The 22,576-nt window shown below is 61.3% G+C and carries 23 protein-coding genes and 1 tRNA gene; 22 read left to right on the top strand and 2 right to left on the bottom strand.

What is annotated here, in order from left to right; translation table 11 throughout:
- Nucleotides 1-2 precede the first annotated feature (2 nt).
- From LCF59_RS15300 to LCF59_RS15265, 8 genes are all read left to right on the top strand, one after another.
- Nucleotides 3-971, top strand: coding sequence for a type II secretion system F family protein (locus LCF59_RS15300; RefSeq protein WP_292288484.1), 969 nt, complete (start codon nucleotides 3-5; stop codon nucleotides 969-971).
- A 10-nt stretch (nucleotides 972-981) separates the two neighbouring features.
- Entirely contained in the window at nucleotides 982-1,965 is a 984-nt protein-coding gene (locus LCF59_RS15295; protein WP_292288483.1) for a type II secretion system F family protein, read from the top strand.
- Between the two features lie 11 nt (nucleotides 1,966-1,976).
- The gene (locus tag LCF59_RS15290) at nucleotides 1,977-2,522 is read left to right on the top strand and encodes a tetratricopeptide repeat protein (RefSeq protein WP_292288482.1); all 546 of its coding nucleotides are present in this window, start codon (nucleotides 1,977-1,979) and stop codon (nucleotides 2,520-2,522) included.
- Nucleotides 2,523-2,549: 27 nt separating this feature from the next.
- A complete protein-coding gene (locus LCF59_RS15285) occupies nucleotides 2,550-3,410 on the top strand; it encodes a hypothetical protein (protein ID WP_292288481.1) in 861 nt (286 codons plus the stop codon).
- A gap of 8 nt (nucleotides 3,411-3,418) precedes the next feature.
- Entirely contained in the window at nucleotides 3,419-3,910 is a 492-nt protein-coding gene (locus LCF59_RS15280; RefSeq protein ID WP_292288480.1) for a prepilin peptidase, read from the top strand.
- 96 nt (nucleotides 3,911-4,006) lie between these two features.
- Nucleotides 4,007-5,311: an ATPase gene (locus LCF59_RS15275; RefSeq protein ID WP_292288479.1), complete on the top strand. Its 1,305-nt coding sequence runs from the start codon at nucleotides 4,007-4,009 to the stop codon at nucleotides 5,309-5,311.
- 113 nt (nucleotides 5,312-5,424) lie between these two features.
- Nucleotides 5,425-5,501 (top strand) — tRNA-Met (locus tag LCF59_RS15270).
- Nucleotides 5,502-5,851: 350 nt separating this feature from the next.
- Complete coding sequence (locus LCF59_RS15265; protein ID WP_292288478.1) at nucleotides 5,852-6,874, top strand: extracellular solute-binding protein; 1,023 nt, start codon at nucleotides 5,852-5,854, stop codon at nucleotides 6,872-6,874.
- Between the two features lie 81 nt (nucleotides 6,875-6,955).
- Here LCF59_RS15265 and LCF59_RS15260 read toward each other — a convergent pair whose 3' ends face one another.
- Together LCF59_RS15260 and LCF59_RS15255 are read right to left on the bottom strand one after the other, a co-directional pair.
- Nucleotides 6,956-8,584: an iron ABC transporter permease gene (locus tag LCF59_RS15260; protein WP_292288477.1), complete on the bottom strand. Its 1,629-nt coding sequence runs from the start codon at nucleotides 8,582-8,584 to the stop codon at nucleotides 6,956-6,958.
- A 269-nt stretch (nucleotides 8,585-8,853) separates the two neighbouring features.
- Entirely contained in the window at nucleotides 8,854-10,095 is a 1,242-nt protein-coding gene (locus LCF59_RS15255; RefSeq protein WP_292288476.1) for a GAF domain-containing sensor histidine kinase, read from the bottom strand.
- A gap of 339 nt (nucleotides 10,096-10,434) precedes the next feature.
- Between LCF59_RS15255 and LCF59_RS15250 the strand changes: the two genes are divergently transcribed.
- From LCF59_RS15250 to LCF59_RS15185, 14 genes are all read left to right on the top strand, one after another.
- Nucleotides 10,435-11,547, top strand: a complete 1,113-nt coding sequence (locus LCF59_RS15250) for a Hint domain-containing protein (protein WP_292288475.1) — start codon at nucleotides 10,435-10,437, stop codon at nucleotides 11,545-11,547.
- A 131-nt stretch (nucleotides 11,548-11,678) separates the two neighbouring features.
- The gene (locus tag LCF59_RS15245) at nucleotides 11,679-12,074 is read left to right on the top strand and encodes a DUF6524 family protein (RefSeq protein WP_292288474.1); all 396 of its coding nucleotides are present in this window, start codon (nucleotides 11,679-11,681) and stop codon (nucleotides 12,072-12,074) included.
- A gap of 148 nt (nucleotides 12,075-12,222) precedes the next feature.
- Nucleotides 12,223-12,597 carry a preprotein translocase subunit SecG gene (gene secG / locus LCF59_RS15240; RefSeq protein ID WP_292288473.1) on the top strand — a complete coding sequence of 125 codons (375 nt, stop codon included), beginning with the start codon at nucleotides 12,223-12,225 and terminating at the stop codon, nucleotides 12,595-12,597.
- 226 nt (nucleotides 12,598-12,823) lie between these two features.
- Nucleotides 12,824-14,467 (top strand): CTP synthase, encoded by a 1,644-nt coding sequence (locus LCF59_RS15235; protein WP_292288472.1) that lies wholly within the window; start codon nucleotides 12,824-12,826, stop codon nucleotides 14,465-14,467.
- Nucleotides 14,464-15,234, top strand: coding sequence for a hypothetical protein (locus tag LCF59_RS15230; protein ID WP_292288471.1), 771 nt, complete (start codon nucleotides 14,464-14,466; stop codon nucleotides 15,232-15,234). The genes LCF59_RS15235 and LCF59_RS15230 overlap by 4 nt, the downstream gene beginning before the upstream one ends.
- 431 nt (nucleotides 15,235-15,665) lie before the next feature.
- Nucleotides 15,666-15,983, top strand: coding sequence for a divalent-cation tolerance protein CutA (gene cutA, locus LCF59_RS15225; protein ID WP_292288470.1), 318 nt, complete (start codon nucleotides 15,666-15,668; stop codon nucleotides 15,981-15,983).
- Between the two features lie 90 nt (nucleotides 15,984-16,073).
- Nucleotides 16,074-16,841: a 23S rRNA (adenine(2030)-N(6))-methyltransferase RlmJ gene (gene rlmJ / locus LCF59_RS15220; protein ID WP_292288469.1), complete on the top strand. Its 768-nt coding sequence runs from the start codon at nucleotides 16,074-16,076 to the stop codon at nucleotides 16,839-16,841.
- Between the two features lie 39 nt (nucleotides 16,842-16,880).
- Nucleotides 16,881-17,318, top strand: coding sequence for a TerB family tellurite resistance protein (locus tag LCF59_RS15215; RefSeq protein WP_292288468.1), 438 nt, complete (start codon nucleotides 16,881-16,883; stop codon nucleotides 17,316-17,318).
- The gene (locus LCF59_RS15210) at nucleotides 17,318-18,064 is read left to right on the top strand and encodes a PhnD/SsuA/transferrin family substrate-binding protein (protein ID WP_292288467.1); all 747 of its coding nucleotides are present in this window, start codon (nucleotides 17,318-17,320) and stop codon (nucleotides 18,062-18,064) included. Before LCF59_RS15215 ends, LCF59_RS15210 begins: the two co-directional genes overlap by 1 nt.
- A 110-nt stretch (nucleotides 18,065-18,174) precedes the next feature.
- A complete protein-coding gene (locus LCF59_RS15205) occupies nucleotides 18,175-18,948 on the top strand; it encodes an ABC transporter ATP-binding protein (RefSeq protein ID WP_292288466.1) in 774 nt (257 codons plus the stop codon).
- 28 nt (nucleotides 18,949-18,976) lie between these two features.
- A complete protein-coding gene (locus LCF59_RS15200; RefSeq protein ID WP_292288465.1) occupies nucleotides 18,977-19,705 on the top strand; it encodes a transporter substrate-binding domain-containing protein in 729 nt (242 codons plus the stop codon).
- 80 nt (nucleotides 19,706-19,785) lie between these two features.
- Nucleotides 19,786-20,667 carry an ABC transporter permease gene (locus LCF59_RS15195; protein WP_292288493.1) on the top strand — a complete coding sequence of 294 codons (882 nt, stop codon included), beginning with the start codon at nucleotides 19,786-19,788 and terminating at the stop codon, nucleotides 20,665-20,667.
- Between the two features lie 91 nt (nucleotides 20,668-20,758).
- Nucleotides 20,759-21,565 (top strand): ABC transporter permease, encoded by an 807-nt coding sequence (locus tag LCF59_RS15190; protein ID WP_292288464.1) that lies wholly within the window; start codon nucleotides 20,759-20,761, stop codon nucleotides 21,563-21,565.
- An 80-nt stretch (nucleotides 21,566-21,645) separates the two neighbouring features.
- A partial coding sequence (locus LCF59_RS15185; protein ID WP_292288492.1) for a glutamine synthetase family protein occupies nucleotides 21,646-22,576 on the top strand: 931 nt, incomplete at its 3' end.

Genomic DNA, 22,576 nt, shown 5'->3' with positions numbered 1-22,576 from the left:
TTATGACCCTGAGTGCAGAACCGATTGTCTACGGGCTGATCTTCATTGCCGTCCTGGTCCTCGTCGAAGGCGTGTACCTTGTTGCCTTCGGCAAATCCATCAACCTGAACAAGCGCGTCAATCGCCGGCTCGAGATGCTCGACAAAGGCACGAAACGCGATGAAGTGCTGGCCAAGCTCCGCAAGGAGATGGATCAGCACATGAACTCGCGCGGCTTGCCGCTCTATTCCATCCTTGCGGACCGGGCACAAAAAGCCGCCATCGCGTTTACACCCCGGCACCTGATACTGCTCATGGTCGGTGTCAGCATCGTTGCATTCGTCGGCCTGACAGTCGGAACCGAGGCGCAGCTCGCGGTGCGGGTTGTCATGGGTGTCATCATGGGTGTGGGCGGTGTCTTTTTCTGGGTGAACAGCAAAGCGAAAAAAAGGCTCGGCCTGATCGAGGAACAGCTTCCCGATGCGGTCGAACTCATGGTTCGCAGCTTGCGTGTCGGCCATCCGTTCTCCTCAGCCGTTTCAATCGTCTGCAAGGAAATCAAGGATCCATTGGCAACGGAACTGGGGGTCATTGCGGATGAATCCAGTTATGGCCGCGACATTGGCGAAGCGCTCAAGGCAATGTCCGAACGGCTGGACATGCAGGATTTGCGCTTCCTCGCGGTTGCCGTTTCGATCCAGCAGCAATCGGGCGGCAACCTGGCCGAGATCCTTGAAGGTCTGGCCAAGGTGATCCGTGCGCGCTTTCGTCTGTTTCGGCGGGTCAAAGCAATCACCGCAGAAGCACAATGGTCCGGCAAGTTTCTATCGGGCTTTCCAATTGGTGCCCTTGTCGTGATCCAGCTCCTGGATCCGAATTACTACGATGAGGTTCTGGATCACCCGTGGTTCATCCCGGCGTGTTTTCTCGTCGGGGCATTTCTCGTGGCCAACCTTCTGGTCATGCGCGCGCTCGTGAACATCAAAGTCTGAGGTCCGGATCATGCAAGCCTTCAACCAATTTGCCTACAATCTTCTGGGTCCGGCTGGTCCCATGATCATCATCGCCTCACTCGGGCTGCTTTTGCTGCTGCTTGCGATCCCGATGTTTTTCGCCTCCCGCGACAACCCGATGGACCGGCTGAATGCCGAACACGGGCGCAAAAAACTGAATGCCGAGACAAGAGCGGTTCTGCGGGACAAGAGGAAAAACGAGAAACTGAACAAATATGCCCAGTTCCTTGAGCCGCAGGACGAAAAGGAACTCTCTGACATCCGCAAGAAACTGTTGAACGCCGGCTATCGCACGAAGGACGCCGTTCAGATTTACTATTTTGCCCAGTTTGCGCTTGGCATTTCAGGTCTGATCCTCGGCGTCTCCTATTTCATGCTGGTGCTCGATCCGTCGAATGCGACAACGCAGCAAACCGTCATGTACACGCTCGGTCCTGGCGCGGCCGGCTATATGTTTCCGAAATACTGGGTGACCAAGCGGGTTCAGAACCGGCAGCAGGAAATCGAAGACGGTTTCCCCGACAGCCTCGACATGATGCTGGTCTGCGTCGAAGCGGGCCAATCGATGGACCAGGCCATTGTGCGCGTCAGCAAGGAGCTTCAGGCCTCCTATCCCAGCCTCGCCGAGGAATTCGAGATGGTGAGCTACGAGATGAAGGCCGGCAAGGACAAGACCGTGGTCCTCAACGACATGGGTGACCGCTGCGGCGTGCAGGACGTGATGTCCTTTGTGAGCGTTCTCAACCAAAGCCAGAGTTTCGGGACACCGATATCCGACGCGCTTCGGGTCTATGCGGCTGAAATGCGGGACAAACGCGTGATGCGCGCCGAGGAGAAGGCAAACAAGTTGCCAACCAAAATGACTTTGACCACAATGATGTTCACGGTGCCGCCGCTTCTGATCATCCTCGTGGGGCCATCAGTCGTCGGCATCCAGCAATTGGGCGAAATCGGGGGAACAGTCGGACAATGATACTAGGCCGAATGTGGCCCCTCATCCTCATCGTCGGATTGGCCGCCTGTGGACCGGGCGGCTTTTCCGCGTCCGACGATGGTGTTTTTGCGCCCAGCGTTGATCCGGACGGCGTGCAGGCAGACCAGTTGACGGTCGGACACCGGCTCATGGCGGCCGGCGAGTACGAACTGGCGCTCAGCGCGTTCCGGCTTGCCGCGGCGGAACAGGGGCTGACGCCCGAAGTCATCGCGTCGCTGGGATCGGCGAACCTTGCGTTGGGGCGGCTCAACCAGGCCGAGGACCTGCTCCGGCAGGCCACCGACGAAGACCCCGAGACACCCGAAGCCTGGAACAATCTGGGTGTTGTCCTGATCGAGCGTGGCAAAACTGCCGAAGGCGCACAGGTCTTTCGCCGGGCTTTCGCGCTCGACAATGGCGAAAGTGTTGCAATTCGCGACAATCTTCGGTTGGCTCTCGCAAAAATGGAAAATTCGCAGTATAGTGCGTTAAAAGAACAAGATTACAAACTCGTGCGGCGCGGCAGCAGTGAATTTCTTATCCGCCCGACACAGTAAAGAGGCAGAGCAGTAAAGGACGCAAAAATGCGCCACCCCTTGATCGTGACCCTGTGCATCACAGGGGCTTTTACACTTGCCGGATGCGAGCAGGGTATCGACACCGAAGCCGTGGACCGCGAATTTCAGGGCGTCAACGTGATCGACGGCACCAACCTCAACGAGGTGATGTTGACCGTGTCGGACCCGAACGAAGCGGTGTCCTATTTTCAGCGCGCCAGCAGCGGCGATCCGGGCCGGATCGACCTGCAACGCGGTCTGGCCGCGTCGCTGATCCGCGCCAAGCGCAACACCGAAGGGGTCGCCGCCTGGGCCCGTGTTGTCGACCACCAAGACGCAAAGAACAGCGACCGTGTCGAATTGGCCGATGCGCTGATCCGCAACAACGAATGGGACCGCGCGGAGACCGTTCTGAACGCCATTCCACCGACCCATGAAACCTTCAAACGCTACCGGCTCGAAGCCATGATCGCCGACAGCAACGAGGATTGGGACAAGGCCGACAGCTTTTACGAAACCGCCGTGGGCCTGACCACGACGCCGGCGTCCGTGCTGAACAACTGGGGCTATTCAAAGCTGACGCGCGGGGACCATGCAAGCGCGGAGCGTTTGTTCACCCGGGCGATCCAAAACGACGACTCGCTTTTCACGGCCAAGAACAACCTCGTTCTGGCACGCGGCGCGCAGGGCAACTACATCTTGCCCGTCGTCCCCATGACCCAGGTCGAACGCGCTGAGTTGCTGCACTCCATGGGCCTTGCAGCGGTCAAGCGGGGGGATGTGATTACCGGGCAAGGGCTCATGCGGGACGCGATAGAAACCCATCCGCAGCATTTCGAGGCCGCCTCGCGCAGCCTCGAGGCTCTCGAATCCAATGTCGTGAACTGATCAGGGCGATGGATATCTCGGCTCTGTCGGCCTGGGCATTCCTGCCCTTCGTGGTCCCGATCTGCATCTACGTCGCGTTTTCGGACATGCGGGACATGCGCATCCCGAACCAGATGGTGATCCTGCTTGTCGCCGTGTTCGTCATTGTCGGTGTGTTTGTCATGCCCTTCGATGTCTATGCTTGGCGGTACCTGCACCTGGTCGTCGTGCTTGTGGCGGGCATTGCGCTGAACGCGAGCGGCGCCATGGGGGCTGGCGACGCCAAATTCGCGGCAGCGGCCGCGCCATTGATCCATGTCGGCGATTTGCGCCTTCTGATGGCGCTGTTCGCAGCCACTCTCCTTTCCGCCTTCGTCGCGCACCGAATTGGCAAGCACACCGCGCTCAGAAAGATCGCACCGCATTGGAAAAGCTGGACAAACCGCAAATTTCCGATGGGCCTTGCCCTGGGTGGCACGCTTGCCATCTACCTGGGACTGGGCGCATGGCTGGGTCGATGATCCGCCCATAACCGGTCCAGCCCCGGCCCTTCTGTCGCCACATTGCCCCGCCATGATCCGGCTATAAACACCTGTCCAAACGATCAGGGGCGATCGATGAACATGCACTCCAGTGCCGTGATGGCACCCCCGCCGCCCAAGCGCATGGAAGACATGCAGCTGCAAACGGTGATGATGCGGGATATCCTTCTCAAGACGATCTTCCGCAAGAACGTCTCGACCGCGACCAACATCGCCAAAAGCGTTTGCCTGCCGGTGCCGATCACGCAGGAACTGATCGACCATGCCCGCGGGCAGCTCCTGCTCGAGGCAACGGGAACCCTGAATGCCAACAATGGCACCGAAATGGGCTACCAGCTGACCGACTCCGGAAAGGCCCGCGCGCTCGATGCGCTGGCCCAATCGGAATATTACGGCGCGATGCCGGTGCCGATTGACGTCTATTCGGAACAGATCAAACGCCAGTCGATCCGCAACATTCAAATCTCGCGCGATCAATTGACCGGTGCGATGGGTCATCTGATCCTGCCGCCCGACCTGCTCGACAATCTCGGCCCCGCCGTCGGTGCAGGCCGCTCAATCCTCATGTACGGTCCGCCCGGAAACGGAAAATCCTCGATCTCCAACGGCATTCGCGACGCCATGGGCGACAAGATCTACATCCCGCATGCCATCGAATATGCGGGCCAGGTGATCACGGTCTATGACCCCATCGTTCACACCGCCGCCGAAAACGCCTCGAGCACAACCGGCCTGCGGCTGACCAACCGGTTCGACACGCGCTATGTCTGCTGCGCGCGCCCCACGGTGATCACCGGCGGCGAGCTGTCGCTCAGCATGCTGGATCTCGTCTACAACCCGACCGCGCGCACCTACCAGGCGCCGCTTCAATTGAAATCCACCGGCGGCATCTTCATCGTCGACGACCTTGGCCGCCAAGCCGAACCGCCACAAAGCCTGATCAACCGCTGGATTGTTCCGCTTGAGGAATCGCGCGACATCCTCGCCCTGCAATCGGGCGAAAAATTCGAAGTCCCCTTCGACACGCTGGTCATCTTCTCGACCAACTTCCACCCGAACAAGATCTTTGACCAGGCCGCCCTGCGCCGCATCTTCTTCAAGATCAAGATCGACGGCCCGGATCAACAGAACTTCCTCAAGATCTTCTCGATGGTGGCGAAGAAGAAGAAAATGCAATTGTGTGAACAGTCGCTGATCCATCTTCTGAAGACCAAGTATCCGACCATCAACAATGTCTACGCGAACTATCAGCCGGTCTTCCTGATCGACCAGATGATCGCGGTGTGCGATTTCGAAGGATGGCCCTACAAAATGACCCCGGACCTCATCGACCGGGCGTGGAACAACATGTTCGTCAAGGACGAAGCCATCGTCAATTAAACCTCCGGGTGCGGGCTGTCGCGGCTCCGCACCCGGCCCGCCGATTGGTCCGCGAAAACGCCATATTTCCACTTGACGGGACGCACCGCCGCCCGTAATGACCACGGCGTTGTGGCGGTGTAGCTCAGTTGGTTAGAGCAACGGAATCATAATCCGTGTGTCCGGGGTTCAAGTCCCTGCACCGCCACCAAAATCTCCAAGCGTGACACGACGACAGCCGCCACACCAAGGTGCCTTCCAGCACGATCTGGCAAGACGGTACAAGAACACCGCTGGCCGCCTCCTTTTGGTCGATCTGGCGCGCGAAGCAAGTCTTGGCCCGCAGGATCCTCCGCTCGTTGCCGCGCCGCGTCACCCTTGCATCCACTGCATCCTTTACACCCTGCCGGTCACGCGCCGCAGGCCCGCATCATCCGGTGGAAAAATTTCAGACTAAATTAATCAACAATATTTGCATTTCACCGGAATCATGTTACCCGACATTTTTAGTAAGCTATTCCAATCAAGGATAAGCGCGCTACCTCAACCTAGGAGACGACCATGACATTCAAAAGCTCTTTGATGGCATCCGCCGCGTTCGCAGTCTGCGCCACGGGTTTGCCCGCCTTTGCAGAGGGAGAGTTGAACCTTTACTCATCGCGCCACTACGACACGGATGAACGGCTTTATTCCGATTTTACCGAACAGACCGGAATCACCATCAACCGCATCGAAGGCAATGCCGACGAACTGATCGCGCGCATGGACGCCGAGGGCCAGAACTCTCCCGTCGATGTCTTCCTGACCGTCGACACCGTGCGCATGACACGCGCCAAGCAAATGGGTCTTCTGCAATCGATCGAGAGCGATGTTCTGGAAGACAGGATTCCCGCCAATCTTCAGGATGACGACAACCAGTGGTTCGCCTTCTCCAAGCGGGCGCGCATCCTCTTTTACGACGAGACCGATGTCGAAACTCCGCCCATGACCTACCAGGACATCGCCAAGCCGGAATACGAAGGCATGGTCTGCATCCGCTCCTCCTCGAACGTGTATACCCAGAACATCGTGGCCGCGCTTGTCGCGCATCTGGGCGAAGAGGCGACGCAGGACTGGGCCAATGGCGTGGTCAGCAACTTCGCACGTGATCCGCAGGGCGGCGACACCGACCAGTTGCGCGGCATCGTGTCGGGCGAATGCGATATCGCCATGGCCAACACCTATTACTTTGCACGCGCCCTGCGCCGCGATGTCTCCGGACTGTCTGACAGCACCGACATGATCGGCTGGGTCTTCCCGAACCAGGACAGCTTCGGCGCGCATATCAATATCTCGGGCGGCGCCGTGGCCGCCAATGCCCCGAACCGGGAAAACGCCATCGAGTTCCTGGAATATCTCGCCTCCGAACAGGCACAGGAGTACTTCTCGGCGGGCAACGATGAATACCCGGTTGTCGAAGGGGCGCCGCTGGCGGACTCGGTGCAGACCCTGGGCGCGTTCGAGGAAGACGACATCCCGCTGTCGGACATCGCCGACAACATCAACGTCGCGCAGCGCATCCTGGCCGAAGCCGGCTGGAAGTAAACGCAGCTCCCCGAAAGGTTCAAGGCGCGCCCGGCCGGGCGCGCTTTTTTTGTCAGGCTCCCGGACCGGGCGTCCGGGCCTTTACCGACCCTGTGACCGGGCTTCGCTGATCTGGATGCACAGCAGGATCACCGGAACGAACCCGATCCCGGCAATCATCAGGCTGGGCACCGCCGCCCCTTGAAGCCGCTCGTCCGACGCAAGCCGGAACGCATGCACCGCCAGCGTGTCATAGTTGAACGGCCGCATGATCAGCGTTGCGGGAAGCTCCTTGATCGTGTCCACGAACACGATCAGCAAGGCCGTCAGGATGCTGGGCCGAAGCACCGCCAAATGCACATCCTTCACCGTCCCCCAGGCGCTGCGCCCCAGCACCCGCGAGGCGGCGTCGATATTCGGCGTAACCGTGGCAAGGCCGCTGTCATAGGCGCCGATGGCGGCCGCAAGAAACCGGATCATGTAGGCTGCGATCATCAGCCAGATCGAGCCGGTGATCAGCAATCCTGTCGAGATATCGAACCACGCCTCCATCCGCGCGTCGAACCAGTTGTCGAACTGCGCAAACGGTACCAGAAGGCCCACGGCGATCACGCCCCCCGGCACGGCATATCCCAGGCGCCCGACAAAAAGCGATGCCAGCGACACCCGGCTGGGCGCGACACGGTAGAAGGTGCCCAGGAAAACCGCCGCCGCAACGGTGACGACCGAGGCCACCGCCGCCAACGTCAAGGTGTTCTGGATAAAGCCGATATACCGCGGGCTGAAGATAACCTGCTGCGATCGCAGGCTCATCAGGATTAGGGTGACCGTCGGGATGATCACGCCGAAAAGCACCGGCAGGAAACACGCCATCTGCGCGCCAAAAGCCTTGCCACGCGACAGTTGAAACCGCACGAAGGGCTCGCGCCGCCCTTTCACGGCAAAGGTCGCCGCCCCCCGATTGACATGCTCCAGCGCCGCCACAAGCAGCGCAAAGCACAGCAGCCCCAACGCCAGTTGCGCCGCCGCCCCCCTGTCGGCGAGGCCGAACCAGCTGGTGTAGATACCGGTGGCAAAGGTCTGGACGCTGAAATGCGCAACGGTGCCGAAATCGGCGATCGTCTCCATCACCGCCAGCAGCGCCCCCGCCGCGATCGCCGGGCGGGCCATCGGCAAGGACACCTTGAGAAACGCGCCCACCGGCGACGCACCAAGCGACCGCGCCGCATAGAACGGTGTCGCCGCCTGGAGCCGGAACGCCGCCCGCGTCAAAAGATAGACATAAGGATAAAGCACCAGCGTCAGCATCATCGCCGCACCGCCAAGCGACCGGATCTCCGGAAACCAGTAGTCCCGCGGCCCCCAGCCCATAAGCTCGCGCAGGGTCGATTGCACGATCCCCGGATGATCCAGAACATCCGTATAGGCATAGGCAAGGACATAGGCCGGAAAGGCCAGCGGAATCACCAGCGCGATCTCCAGCACCCGTCGCCCCGGAAAATCGCATGTCACAACCAGCCACGCCGTCACCGACCCGATCAGGATACTGCCCGTGGCGACGAGAATCACCAGCAACACGGTGGTTCGCGTGTAGCGCCACAGCACGGTGTCGGCCAGCAGGCCAAGCGTGTCAAAGCTGCCGAACAGGGCCGCCGCAATCACGCCGAGGATCGGCATCAGGCAAACGGCGACAACGAAAAGGGCAAGGCTTGTTATTGCTTTGTGGTCCATCCGGCAGGCTGCTCCGATCAGTGGTCAGTTCGGGGGCGGTTTAGCGTGGAAAAAGCTCGGACGGTAGAGTTGATGTTTTTGATCGGGATTGGCAATTCCGACCGGCTCCATCAATGGATCACCGTGATCCCGAGCCAAAGCCGCCGCAGATCCCCGAACCGGCAACAGGACCTGTATTCCCCGGCGGCAAACCCCTGCGCCCGCGACCGCGCGCGTCCCGTCAAGAGCCGTCAGGTTCCGTCCGACATGGCAAGGCGGGAATTCTGGGATCAGCCCGTCTCCGGCGGGATCGGCAGCACAAGCGTGAACGTCGTCGTTCCGTCCTCGGACCCGACATCGATGCGCCCGTCATGCGCGGCGGCAATCGACAACGCGATATACAGGCCAAGCCCCAGCCCCTCCCCGTCTTCGTTCGCGCCCCTCTGGAACGGCTGGAAGAGCTTTTCGCCCATGTCGTCGGGCACTGGGTCTCCCCGGTTGGACACGGAAATCTCGATCGCGCCCGCAGCCGCCCTGCCGCGAACCTCGACAGGCGCGCCCGGCGCGCTGTGGCTCAGCGCGTTCGAGACAAGGTTCGAAATCGCCTGCGCCACGCGGGGGGCGTCACAGGTAACGGGGCGATCAAAGCAAAGATCCAGCCGGATCTCGTGGTTCTGGGACGCCGAGCGTATTTCATCGACGACATCGGTGATGGCGTGCGACAGCGGCGCATGCGGCACCGCGTTCACGGAAATTCCGCCGCCCAGACGCGCCTTGGCGTGCAGCATGATATTCTCGATCAGGTCGTTCATGCGATGGGCCGATGACCGCATGAGCGGCATCACCTGCCGCGCCTTGTCCGTCAGCGGTTCGCGTTCGAGCTGCCGAAGCCCAGCGTCGAAGGCGGCCACCGGGTTGCGCAGGTCATGCCCGAGAACGGCGACGAACTCCTCCTGAACGCGCGCCATCTCGCGTTCATGCGCCACCAGCGCATCCTGGGCCTCCAGCCGCTCTTCGGCCTCCAGGCTCCGGCCAATGATATCCGCGAACATCTCCAGCATCGCGACCGCCCTGGGGTGGGTGACGTCGCGCGGCTCGGTGTCAAGAGCGCAAAGCGTGCCGAAGAATGTGCCATGACTGCGGTAGATCGGGATGGACGCATAGCTGACGATGCCGAACCCGGCCGCGACCGGGTGGGCGCGGTAGACATCATCGGTGGCGACGTTATCGACAAGAACCTTTTGCGACGTCTCCTGCACCGACCGGCAGAACGTCGACTGCACCTCGATCTCGTCGCCCGCGGCCAGGCCGAAATCGATCTCATCCACGGTCCGGCAGGCCACCCATCGATCGGCCGTCACCCGCGCGACGGCGGCAAAGCGCATGTTCGTGGCCAGCATGACGGTTTCGAGGATCGTGCCGACAAGGTCGCTGCGCGCAAGCATGTCGATATCGGCCTGGAAATCATGCGACTTTGCCAAATAGGCGGCATGGTTCTGAATAACCGCGCTCCGAAGCGCCCCTTCACTCATAGTCCACCCCCGCAAGTGTCCCTGCCGTTTGTGTCGCACAGCCTCGGTCAAGACGCAAACCGACCCGTGGCGAACCGAAGGGGTCAGCAGCCCGCAGGAACATGCGCGCCACCACAAGGGCGCTTGAACGCATGGCGGTCTTGCTGCGGCCGGGTCTGGACCCACGGCGCATGGCCCTGCGTGACGCATCCGGGCCGCCAGCACGCTGCGCAAATACCCCTGCCCTGCACACCGCCGGTCGCGTGACGCGAAATGTGGACATTTTGTGGCAATGCCTTACTATTGCCACAAGTGGGCATGCGCCACGGCACGAGCGCATGAATCTCGAGGCAGAGCAGGATGTCGAAATACAGCATTTGGATGCTCGAAGCGTCCAACATCACTGTAAGCGGTGGGCTGTCCCTGAGTGGCTTCACCCAGGGTGACGGCAGTCACCTGGTCGGCGAGACGATACGCCTGGACACCAATGACTGGGTCGAGACCTTTCTCAAGGATGCCGGTCAGGACAGCAATTTCGACGACAACGACGGCACCCAGAGACTGCACGGCACACAGACGATCGACGGGACGACCTATTCCAACAACACGGATGTCGAGGCCGAGTATCGGCTCGTCGTTCGCGACCCCGCAACCGGCGACACCTGGGATGTTCTGGGTTACAATGTTGGCAACTCCTCGCCGGCTTATGGAACTGTCGAAGGTCTGGCCTTTGTCGGACCGGAGGGCGGCTTTCCCCCGGTCGGGGTGGACCTCGTGGTCGATAGCGCCTTCGAAGGTCCGGGCAGCTCCGGCCAACCCGCGATCGACGCGGGCGACATGGCGTCTCCGATCTGTTTCACGCGCGGCACGCTGATCTCGACGCCGCATGGCCAACGCCGGATCGAAACGCTGGCCGCGGGGGATCTGGTCCGCACGGCAGATGCCGGGGCGGTGCCGATCCGCTGGATCGGTCATCAACGCTTCGAAGCGGCCGACCTGGCGCATAATCCCAAGCTCTGCCCGGTGCGCATCCGGGCCGGGGCGATCGGCATGGGCCTGCCGACAAGAGACCTCGTGCTCTCCCGGCAGCATCGCGTGCTCATCCGCTCGCGTATTGTCGAACGCATGTTCGGCGCGCCGGAAATTCTGGTTCCGGCGATCAAGCTCATCGCGATGGACGGCATCGATGTTGTCGAAGATTTCGGCGCCGTCGAATACTGGCACATTCTTTTCGAGGATCACCAGATCATCTATTCGAACGATGCCCCGTCAGAAAGCCTCTTCACCGGCCAGGAGGCGTTGAAGGCGGTCTCTGCCGCGGCGCGGGAGGAAATCCGCCTGCTGTTTCCCGCGATATGCGATCCAGACTGTCGCCCCGACACGGCCCGCCCGATCCCGCGAAAGGGCAAACATATCGCCCGTCTGCTCTTGCGGCACCACAAGAACAGCAAGGCCTTGATGACAGCGGCCTGAGCCGGATGATCCGGAACGACGCCGGCGCGGGTTTGTCACAGGTCGGGGCCGATCCGCCCCGCGCCCTCTGGACAGACAGGCCGGCTTGGGTCCATCTGCCCGCATGTCTTCCAGGAAAGAGGCCGTCATACATGGGATTTCTGCTGCGCTGGCTCTGCGCCCTCGGTCTCGTCGCCATCACCTACAATCCGACGCCCTACAACTTTACCCGCTGGGCCATGACGGACGGGCAGGATCAGCTCTCTCTCACCGTTCTCGCCGGGCTGGTCCTGCTGGTCGGCTACATCATCTACCTGCGCGCCACCCTGCGCTCCATCGGCCCGCTCGGGATGGTGCTGGTCCTCGGCATCGTCGGCGCATTGCTCTGGGTCGCCTATGATTTCGGCCTGCTGGACATGCAAAACCGCGATCTCACCACCTGGATCGGCGTCCTCGCCCTGTCGCTTGTGCTGGGCATCGGGCTCAGCTGGTCCATCATCCGCCGCAAGCTCTCGGGCCAGGCCGATATGGACGATGTGGACGAATGACACCCGCGCCCCTTTGCTGAACAGGCACCGGCCGACCCGCCACGGGCAGATCGCGCAGACCTGATCCATCGCGCACCGCATCACGGGTTGCACCATGCCCCGCTTGGCCTTAGATACCCCCCATTCACGAATGCCATCCGGGACAGCCATGGAAAACGTCGTTCTCATCATCCACCTCCTCCTCGCGCTTTCGCTGATCGGCGTCGTGCTGCTGCAGCGCTCCGATGGCGGTGGGCTCGGCGCCATGGGCGGCGGGGGCGGCGGCTCCGTCAGCGCGCGCAGCCCCTCAACGGGCCTTGGCAAACTGACCTGGGTGCTTGCCATCGCCTTCATCTGCACCTCGCTCACGCTGACCATCTTCGCCGCCCAGAACGCCTCGGGCAGCTCGATCATGGATCGCCTGACCACCGGCTCCGGCGCCGAGGGCAGCGACGACGCGACCGATCCGCTGGGCGGAGACGGCCTGTTGCCGCCGCCATCCGTGCCGGACACCGATGCGCCGCTGGTGCCCCGCGCGGACTGACCCGCGGCACAGCCAGGACCCGGCGCGCGGCCCCCGACGGGATCGCGCGCCAGTCACTGCGCCAAAGGCCACCATCCCTTGAGGCGCACTGATCTGACCTAACATCATCTTGGGTTCGCACTTGCCTTTTGCGGGCGAATCCTCTACCGGTCAAATCCCGTGATGCTGCGTCCCCGAACGGCGCAGGTTGCATGATTTGCACCAGCTTCGCGGGAGGTTCCCTTACATGGCACGCTTCATCTTCATCACCGGCGGCGTGGTGTCCTCGTTGGGCAAGGGGCTGGCTTCGGCCGCGCTCGGCGCGCTTTTGCAAGCGCGCGGCTTTTCCGTCCGCCTGCGCAAGCTCGACCCCTATCTGAACGTCGATCCCGGCACCATGTCACCGTTCGAGCATGGCGAGGTTTTCGTCACCGACGATGGCGCCGAGACCGATCTCGATCTCGGCCATTACGAACGCTTCACCGGCGTGCCCGCGCGCAAGACCGACAGCATCTCCTCGGGCCGCATCTATACCAACGTGCTGGAAAAGGAACGCCGCGGCGATTACCTTGGCAAGACGATCCAGGTGATCCCGCATGTCACCAATGAAATCAAGGACTTCATCTCCATCGGTGAAGACGAGGTCGATTTCATGCTCTGCGAAATCGGCGGCACCGTGGGCGATATCGAGGGCCTGCCCTTCTTCGAGGCGATCCGCCAGTTTTCCCAGGACAAACCGCGCGGGCAATGCATCTTCATGCACCTCACGCTGCTGCCCTGGATCAAGGCCAGCGGAGAGCTCAAGACCAAGCCGACCCAGCACTCGGTCAAGGAACTGCGCTCCATCGGCATCGCGCCCGACATCCTTGTCTGCCGCTCCGAAGGGCCGATCCCGACCAAGGAACGCGAAAAGCTGGCGCTGTTCTGCAACGTGCGCCCCGACAGCGTGATTGCCGCGCAGGACCTCAAGTCGATCTACGAAGCCCCCCTGGCCTATCACCGCGAAGGGCTGGACCAGGCCGCGCTCGATGCCTTCCAGATCACGCCGGCCCCCAAGCCGACCCTGTCGAAATGGGACGATGTCGCCGACCGGATCTACAACCCCGAAGGCGAGGTCACCATTGCCATCGTCGGCAAATATGTCCAGCTCGAAGACGCCTATAAATCCATCGCCGAGGCACTGACCCATGGCGGCATGGCCAACCGCGTCAAGGTCAATGTCGAATGGGTCGATGCCGAGATTTTCGAAGGCGAAGATCCCGCGCCGCACCTGCAAGGCTACCACGCCATCCTGGTGCCGGGCGGATTCGGCGAACGCGGCACCGAAGGCAAGATCAAGGCAGCGCAATTCGCCCGCGAACACCAGGTGCCCTATCTGGGCATCTGTTTGGGCATGCAGATGGCCGTGATCGAGGCCGCCCGCAACGTCGCCAAGCTGCCCGCCGCCGGGTCCGAGGAATTCGACCACGAGGCCGGGAAAAAACGGTTCATCCCGGTGGTCTACCACCTCAAGGAATGGGTGCAGGGCAACCAGACCGTGAACCGCTCTGTCGCCGACGACAAGGGCGGCACCATGCGCCTGGGCGCCTACGACGCGGTGCTGACCGAAGGGTCAAAAGTGGCGGAGGTCTATGGCACGACCACCATCACCGAACGCCACCGCCACCGCTACGAGGTGGACGTGCAGTTCCGCGACCAACTCGAAGAGGCCGGCCTGCGCTTCTCCGGCATGAGCCCCGACGGCCGCCTGCCCGAGATCGTCGAATGGCCCGACCACCCCTGGTTCATCGGCGTGCAATTCCACCCGGAGCTGAAGTCAAAACCATTTGACCCGCACCCGTTGTTCAGGGATTTTGTGAGGGCGGCGAAGGATGTGTCGAGGTTGGTATGAATGAAACTGCTCCATCTCCACGTTCGTCGGCTCTAGCACTCAAAGAGTTGCTACAACTCGGTCAGAATAAAACGAAACAAGAAGAGCGTTTTCTGTCCGTTGTTGCAATGCATTTGGACAATGAGAATCCGCCTAGAGAACTCTTCGTGCTTTGCAAAATATGTAAATTAATTGAAGATGTGCATATGGACATCGAAAATCTGCCCTTTGAGCCCACATTACGAAACCACTACACTGAACAAATGAAGCCGTTTGAGGGCCTAAGAAATTTTAAACATGCCCAGATGACAGTGAAGCAAGCTGAACAACAATTTCTAAAACCTGAACATATTTCCGGTTTGGTCAATATTCACGGCTGCACCGCCCTGACGGCCACGAAAGTCATTTTGTCTCAAGACTTTGAAGATTTGGCTTCAGAGTTTCTCTTGATAAGAGGCAGAGTTGCGGAAAGCAGGTTTTCCGATAGGTTTAAGCGGCTTTTGTTAGACCGCATAGATCAAATTACTATTCTGATGAAAAATTCATCTGTGTTCGATACTGAAGACCTTCAAAGAGAGTATGAGGCTCTTGCAGGAGCTTTAGTGGTATCCAATGAACAAAAGTCAAAGGATCAAGATGGAACATTTGATCGAATTCTTAACCTTGTCGGCAAAGGACTTACACTGTTGAAGACAGTAGATGGTGGTCTTGGTTCGGTAATATCAATCTCAGAAAAGGCCCAAGAATTCCTAGCAGACGTTGATAACAGCGACTCAGATAATTCATGATGGTAGTGCCCGTTCACTTTTTTCGAACCGCGCATCGCCAGACCGCGGGATGGCGACGCAACGCCGGGTCCATGCGGTTTATCCCAGCCACTGGCGCGCTCCACATAATGACCGCGCCCAGCGCCCCCAATCGCCAGCCCGGGGGGCGGTCTGGCGATGGCGCGGGCACCTGCGGTGCTATTCCGCGCCAAGGGCTTTCATCGTCCTGTTTTCACCGTCCTGTAAGGCAGGCGCGCATAGTCCTTTCAAAATAACAAACATATCATCAACCCCGCCAGTCCGGGGCGCGGGTCGTGCTGAAAGCACGCCTCTGGCGTGACCAATGGCGCGGCGGCATTCGGTGCTGTTCTCCGCCACAGGATACCTGCATCCAACCGCAAAACACGGCCCCTGCCCTTCCCGGCGGCGCCCGGACCGGCTATCCTTCCATAATGCCCCTACTCGCCTACACCACGCTCGATGACGACCAGGCCGCAAAGGCGCTTGCCCATGCGGTGGTCAAAGCCGGGCTCGCCGCCTGCGTCCATATCCAGCCCATTACCTCGGTCTATGACTGGAACGGCCTGCAGGAAGACGCCGAGATCCGGCTGATGTTCAAGACCAGCCACGCCGCCTGGCCGGCGCTCAGATCGCTGGTCCTGCGCGATCACCCCTATGACGAACCCGCCCTCTGGGCGGTCGAGATCGCCGCCGGGGCGGATAGCTTTCTGGACTGGATCGACGCCACGGCGACCGGCCCGGAATCTTGACAAAAGGTAAAAACGTCTCTGTAACCTATTGAAATTGCTCACCCCGGACCCCGTCCCAGCCGTGGGACAGGTCCCTGTCAAGGCGGCTACATGCTCTCGTATCAACATCTCTACCACGCCGGAAATGCCGCCGATGTCCACAAGCACGCGGCCCTCGCGCTGGCCCTCGATTACCTGACCCGCAAACCCAAGCCGCTCAGCTATATCGAAACCCATGCCGGTCGCGGTCTCTATGATCTGGACGCGCCCGAGGCCCGCAAGACCGCCGAGGCGGCGCAGGGAATCACCCGCCTGCGGGCCGCTTTCCCGGCCGATCACCCCTATATCACGGCGCTGAATGCCCAGCCGGGTGGCCTCTATCCCGGCTCCCCCGCCATTGCCCGCGCCCTGCTGCGCGAGACGGATCACCTCCACCTCGCCGAGCTTCACCCGCAGGAATTCGCCGCCCTTCAAGGCAGCCTGCGCGGGGCGAATATCAGCGTCCACAAACAGGACGGCTTCACCCTTGCCCAGAGCCTCTGCCCGCCGACCCCGCGCCGGGGCCTGATGCTGGTCGACCCCTCCTACGAGGTCAAGGCCGACTACACCCGCATCCCCAAATGGCTGGCCGGGATCACCCGGAAATGGAACGTCGGCGTGGTAATGATCTGGTACCCCCTCCTCTCGTCCGGCGCGCAGACCCAGATGGTCGCCGCCTTGCAAAGGGCCCATCCCGATGCTCTCACCCACGAGGTCCGCTTTCCCCCGGCCCGCGCAGGCCACGGCATGATCGGGTCCGGCGTTTTCATCGTGACCCCGCCCTTCGGGCTCGATGCCGGGCTGGCCCACCTGTCGGGAATTTTCGCCGGGCTGACGTGACCCATTGGCGGACCGCGCGTTTCGGCCTATATCGGCACCATGTTTGCAGATTTCCTCAAGCGGCTCACCGCTCCCGATCCCGCCCCGCTGCCCGATGCGGATGCCCGTCTGGCCCTCACTGCCCTGCTGGTTCGCGTCGCCCGCACCGATGGCAGCTATGACGAGAGCGAGAAAACCCGCATCGACCGCATCGCGGCCACCCGTTACAACCTGTCCCCGTTCGAGGCGACCAAGCTGCGTGGCGAAGCCGAGGTGCTCGAAGCCGAAGCGCCCGACACCATCCGCTTCACAGGTGCGATCAAGCAGGCGGTCGCCTACGAGGACCGTATCGGCGTCATCGAATCCCTGTGGTCCGTGGTCCTGGCCGACGGGGTGCGCGACACCCACGAAGATGCGCTGCTGCGCCTTGTCTCGAAACTGCTTGGCGTGAGCGACATGGACAGCAATCTCGCCCGCCAACGGGTCGACGCTCCGTGATGCTGGCCAGCCTGCCGATGTACTGGCGGGACGAAAACGCGGCGCACTGGCAGGACTTCTGGAGCGTCGTACAAACCAGCGCACAAGAGCACGGTCTGGATTTGCCCGACCTCTTGCCCCCCTCTGCACTGCCTGAAAACTGGAGCACCCATTGGTGCGACCCCGAATTGGCGCTGTCGATGGCGTGCGGGCTGCCGCTGCGGACGGTACTCAAGGACCGGGTGACCTATGTCGGCACGCTGGATTTCCGGCTGACCGCCCGGATCGGGCATTATCACTCGCAGATCATCGCATCGCATGCCGCGCTACCAAAAGCCCCGCGGCTCGCCTATAACGGACCAGACAGCCAGTCCGGCTGGGCCGTGTCGCAGCGCGCCGCCCCGTTCGACAGGCCGCCTGAATTCTCGGACTATGTCGAAACCGGTTCCCATGCAGCCTCGTTGGCCGCAGTGGCCGACGAGCGTGCCGATATCGCGTATCTCGACGCGGTATCATGGCGCCTCCTTGCGCGATTCGATCCCAACGCGGCCCGTGTCCGGATCGTGGGGCAGACCGGCCAAAGCCCCGGCCTGCCGCTGATCACCGCCAAGGGAAACGATCCGACCCCGTTGCGCGCCGCTTTGCGACAGGCGACCGAGGCTTTTCAGACCGACGACCCAATGGCCATGGGCGGCCCGATGACCTTTCACGTATTGGACGACTCGCTCTACCATGCACAACCGCTGCCCGCGCCCCCGCCGGCCTGACGCCGGGTTATTCACGGCTCCGGATCGGGCAAGCCGCATTTCTGCGTTGCATCACGGTGCGTTTTGACGTCATCTTTCACGCCAAACTCGCAAAAGATCGGCCGTCACCTGTGACAGATACCCCCGTTCTCGAAATTCGAAACCTGCACAAGCAATATGGCAGCCTTGAGGTGATCAAGGGGGTCGATATCACTGCGCGCCGTGGCGACGTGGTGTCGCTGATCGGATCGTCCGGATCAGGCAAATCGACCATCCTGCGCTGTGCCAACCTGCTCGAGGACAGCCAGCAGGGGGACATCCGGTTCAAGGGCGAAGCCGTGCACTGGACGGGCAGCGGCTTGAATCGTCACCCCGCCGATCCCAAACAGGTGCTGCGCATCCGCACCAACCTGTCGATGGTGTTCCAGCAGTTCAATCTCTGGTCCCATATGACGATCCTGCAAAACGTGATGGAGGCGCCGGTCACCGTGCTTGGCCGCGACCGGGCCGAGGCCGAAAAGGCAGCGCGCGGCTATCTCGAAAAGGTCGGCATCGGCGACAAGTGCGACGCCTTCCCGGCGATGCTGTCGGGCGGCCAGCAACAGCGCGCCGCCATCGCCCGCGCGCTGTGCATGGAACCCGAGGCGCTGTTGTTCGACGAACCCACATCGGCACTTGATCCGGAACTCGAACAAGAGGTCGTCAGGGTGATCAAGGATCTGGCCGCCGAAGGACGCACCATGCTGATTGTCACCCATGACATGAAAATGGCCCGCGACGTGAGCAACCACGTCGTGTTCCTGCATCAAGGCCTGATCGAAGAAGAAGGCGCACCGGAAAAGCTGTTCGGGGCGCCCAGGTCAGAACGGCTGCGGGGGTTTCTGTCCTCGACAATGGCCGAATAACCACTCACACAAACCGGGAGAAATCACCATGAAAACCATCATCCTCAGTACGGCTGCGATGGCCTTCGCCGCGTCCATGGCCGCTGCCGAAAGCCATAGCGTCGTCCGCCTCGGCACAGAGGGCGCCTATCCTCCCTACAACTTCATCAATGATGACGGCGAAGTTGACGGGTTCGAGCGCGAATTGGGCGATGAGCTGTGCGCGCGCGCCGACCTGACCTGCGAATGGGTCACCAACGATTGGGACAGCATCATCCCCAACCTCGTTGCAGGGAACTACGACACCATCATCGCGGGCATGTCGATCACCGACGAGCGCGACGAGGTGATCGATTTCACAACGAACTACACCCAGCCCGATCCATCCGCCTACCTTGCCCTCGACGGGACCGACATTGATCTCGATGGTGGCGTTCTGGCGGCGCAGGCGGGTACGATCCAGGCCGCGCATATCGCCGCCTCGGGCGCCACGCTGGTCGAGTTTGCCACACCGGATGAAACCATCGCCGCCGTGCGCAGCGGTGAGGCCGACGCGGTTCTGGCCGACAAAGCGTATCTCCAGCCCATCGCGGAGGAAAACGCCGATGTGGCGCTTGTCGGAGAGGACGTGCTTCTGGGCGGCGGCATCGGCATGGGCATCCGCGAAAGCGATGCAGAGCTGCGCGATACCTTCTCCGAGGCAATCGAGAGCATGAAGGAAGACGGCTCGCTCAACGCGATGATCGAAAAATGGCTGCCGGACTCGGCCACGTTCTGACCCGAACCAACGAAGGGGGCGGTCAGCTGCTCCCTTCATCTTGCCAAGTAAACTCAATCCCAGCCTGACCGAGGCGCGCCATTTTCAGTTTCTGCACAGACCCGGACACGCTCGGCACCTTCCAGTGGTTCGCGTGTTACCTGACGACCGGCAAACACATGGGCCTCTACTGGTCCTTCGGCACGGTTCTTCTGCTGCTGGCGATCACCGCGCCAATCGCGCTGGCCTTCGGCTTTGGCGGGGCAACTGCCGCGCGGTCGCGCATTGCCCCGATCCGCTGGTTCGGCAAGGGCTATATCGCCATCGTGCGCGGCGTGCCCGACATCGCATTTTTCCTGTTTTTCGTGTTGGCGCTCGACATCTTCTTCGAATGGATACGGCACGAGATAAAATGCCCGGACTGGAGCGACGCCATCTGGCAGGGCAATGATTTTGTTGTCTGTTCCGCCGCCAAGCTGCCAATGGGCAATGCGCCGCAATGGGTGCATGAAACCTATGGCTTCTTTCTGGCCGTTCTCACCTTTGCCATTGTCTTTGGCGCCTTTGCCGCCAACGTGCTTTACGGCGCGATGCGGGCCGTGCCGCGCAACCAGCTGGAAACGGCCGAAGCCTATGGCCTGTCGCGGCGTCAGGTGTATTGGCGCATCCTTGTTCCGCAGATGTGGGTCTTTGCCCTGCCCGGCTTGTCGAACCTCTGGCTGGTGCTGATCAAGGCGACGCCGCTGCTGTTTCTGCTGGGGGTCGAAGACATCGTCTACTGGGCGCGCGAACTGGGCGGCGCGAAAACGCCTCGCTTCACCGATTACCCGCATGGCGACTGGCGCGTCTGGTATTTCCTGTTCCTGCTGGTCTTCTACCTCGCCTTCACGCGGGTGTCCGAGATCGTCCTCGACAAGCTGATGCTGAAGCTCACCCATGGACAGGCCACGATGGGCGGGGAAGCCCAGAGGAAGGCGGCATGATCATGCTACGCGCCATTTCCCGATGGTGCCGGACCGCGCCCGCTTTTCGGACGCTGCCTCCGGCGCACCGCCTCTTTTGGAGGCAGCAGGCATGAGCTGCTGGGAGACCATCGCCGATTACGGGCTGCGCTCCATCGGGATCGGCGAACGGCTTTTGCCGCGCGACGGGTTCACGCTGTGCCAGCAATTCACCCTGATCGGCTCGGGCCTGATCTGGAACATCTATTTCGGCGTGCTGGCACTTGCCGCTGGGTTCTTTCTCGCCACAGCCGTCGCCTTGGGCAAGGCATCGAACATCTGGGCTGTCCGCAAGGCCAGCGCGTGGTTCATCTTTGTCTTCCGCGGTTCGCCGCTCTTCATCCAGTTCTTCTTTGCCTATTTCCTGTTCCTCACGCTCAAACCTGTGTCGCCGATCTTCGACCCGTTCACGGCCGCATGGCTGGGAGCGCTGATCGTTTTGTTCCTCAACACAGCAGCCTATTCGGGCGAGATATTCTTTGGCGCGCTGCAATCCGTGCCGCGCGGCGACATCGAGGCGGCGGATGCCTATGGCATGACCGGTTGGACCCGGTTCAGACGCGTGACCTGGCCCACCATGCTGCGCCTGGCCTGGCCGGCTTACACGAACGAGGCGATCTTTCTGTTCCACGCCACGACATTGGTCTACTTCTCGGGTTTCCCGGCCTGGCAGCAAAAGGGCGACGCGCTCTACTATGCGAACTTCTTTGCCGACAAGACCTTCAACCCGTTCATCCCCTACCCGATCCTGGCGTTTTATTTCATCCTGCTGACCTTGGTCATCATCAGCCTCTTTGGATTGATCAATCGCCGCCTGAACCGGCATCTGCCGCAAGAGGTGCGCGCGAGGGTAAAGCTGAAACTGAACGTCATTCGGTGAATTCTGCTTGCCAATTCGGGGGCGCAGCGCCTATCCACTCATTTGATCAAATTTCCGATATTGGCCCGATGACCGCGCATATCTCCAACTGGCTCCGCAAGAACCCGCAAGTCCGCACCATCCGTGTTGCCGCCTCCGACCTGAACGGACAGGCGCGGGGCAAGCGGGTGCCTGCCCGCTTTGCCGACAAGACGATCCGGGGCGGCACGCGGTTTCCCCTTTCGGTCCTCAATCTCGATATCTGGGGAGAGGATATCGACAACAGCCCGCTGGTGTTCGAGGCGGGCGATGCCGATGGCGTGCTCTTTGCCACTGAACGCGGCTTTGTCCCGATGCCATGGCTGGAGGCCCCCAGCGCGCTTCTGCCGCTCTGGATGTTCCGCGAAACCGGCGAGCCTTATGCCGGTGATCCGCGCCATGCGCTGAATTCGGTGGTGCAGCGTTTCAAGGCACGCAACCTCACGCCGGTGGTGGCAATGGAGCTCGAGTTTTTCCTGATCGACGACAGCACACGCAACCTGCAGGTGCCCGCCTCGCCCCGATCAGGCAAGCGCCGCAAGGCAGGCGAGATCCTGTCCATTCGCCTCATCGACCAGTTCGACCGCTTCTTCACCGATCTCTATGACGCCTGCGAGGCGATGGACATTCCTGCCGACACGGTGATTTCCGAGGCCGGTCTGGGCCAGTTCGAGATGAACCTGATGCATAGCGACGATGCACTGCGCGCCGCCGACGATGCCTGGCTCTTCAAGATGCTCGTCAAAGGCTTGGCACGCCGTCACGGCTTTGCCGCATCCTTCATGGCCAAACCCTATCCCGATTATTCCGGCTCGGGCATGCACACGCATTTCTCGGTTCTGGATGACCAGGGCAACAACGTCTTTGACGATGGCGGCCCCAAGGGCACCGACACGCTGCACCACGCCATCGCGGGGTGCTTGGGCGGCATGCATGACAGCACGCTCCTGTTTGCGCCGCACTGGAACAGCTATGACCGGCTGGTGCCCGAGG

It is taken from the genome of Marivita sp. (assembly GCF_020055675.1).
In the GTDB taxonomy this organism is placed as follows: domain Bacteria; phylum Pseudomonadota; class Alphaproteobacteria; order Rhodobacterales; family Rhodobacteraceae; genus Marivita.
The sequence above is the reverse complement of the archived record's forward strand: the minus strand, read 5'-3'. Positions and strand labels throughout refer to the sequence as shown.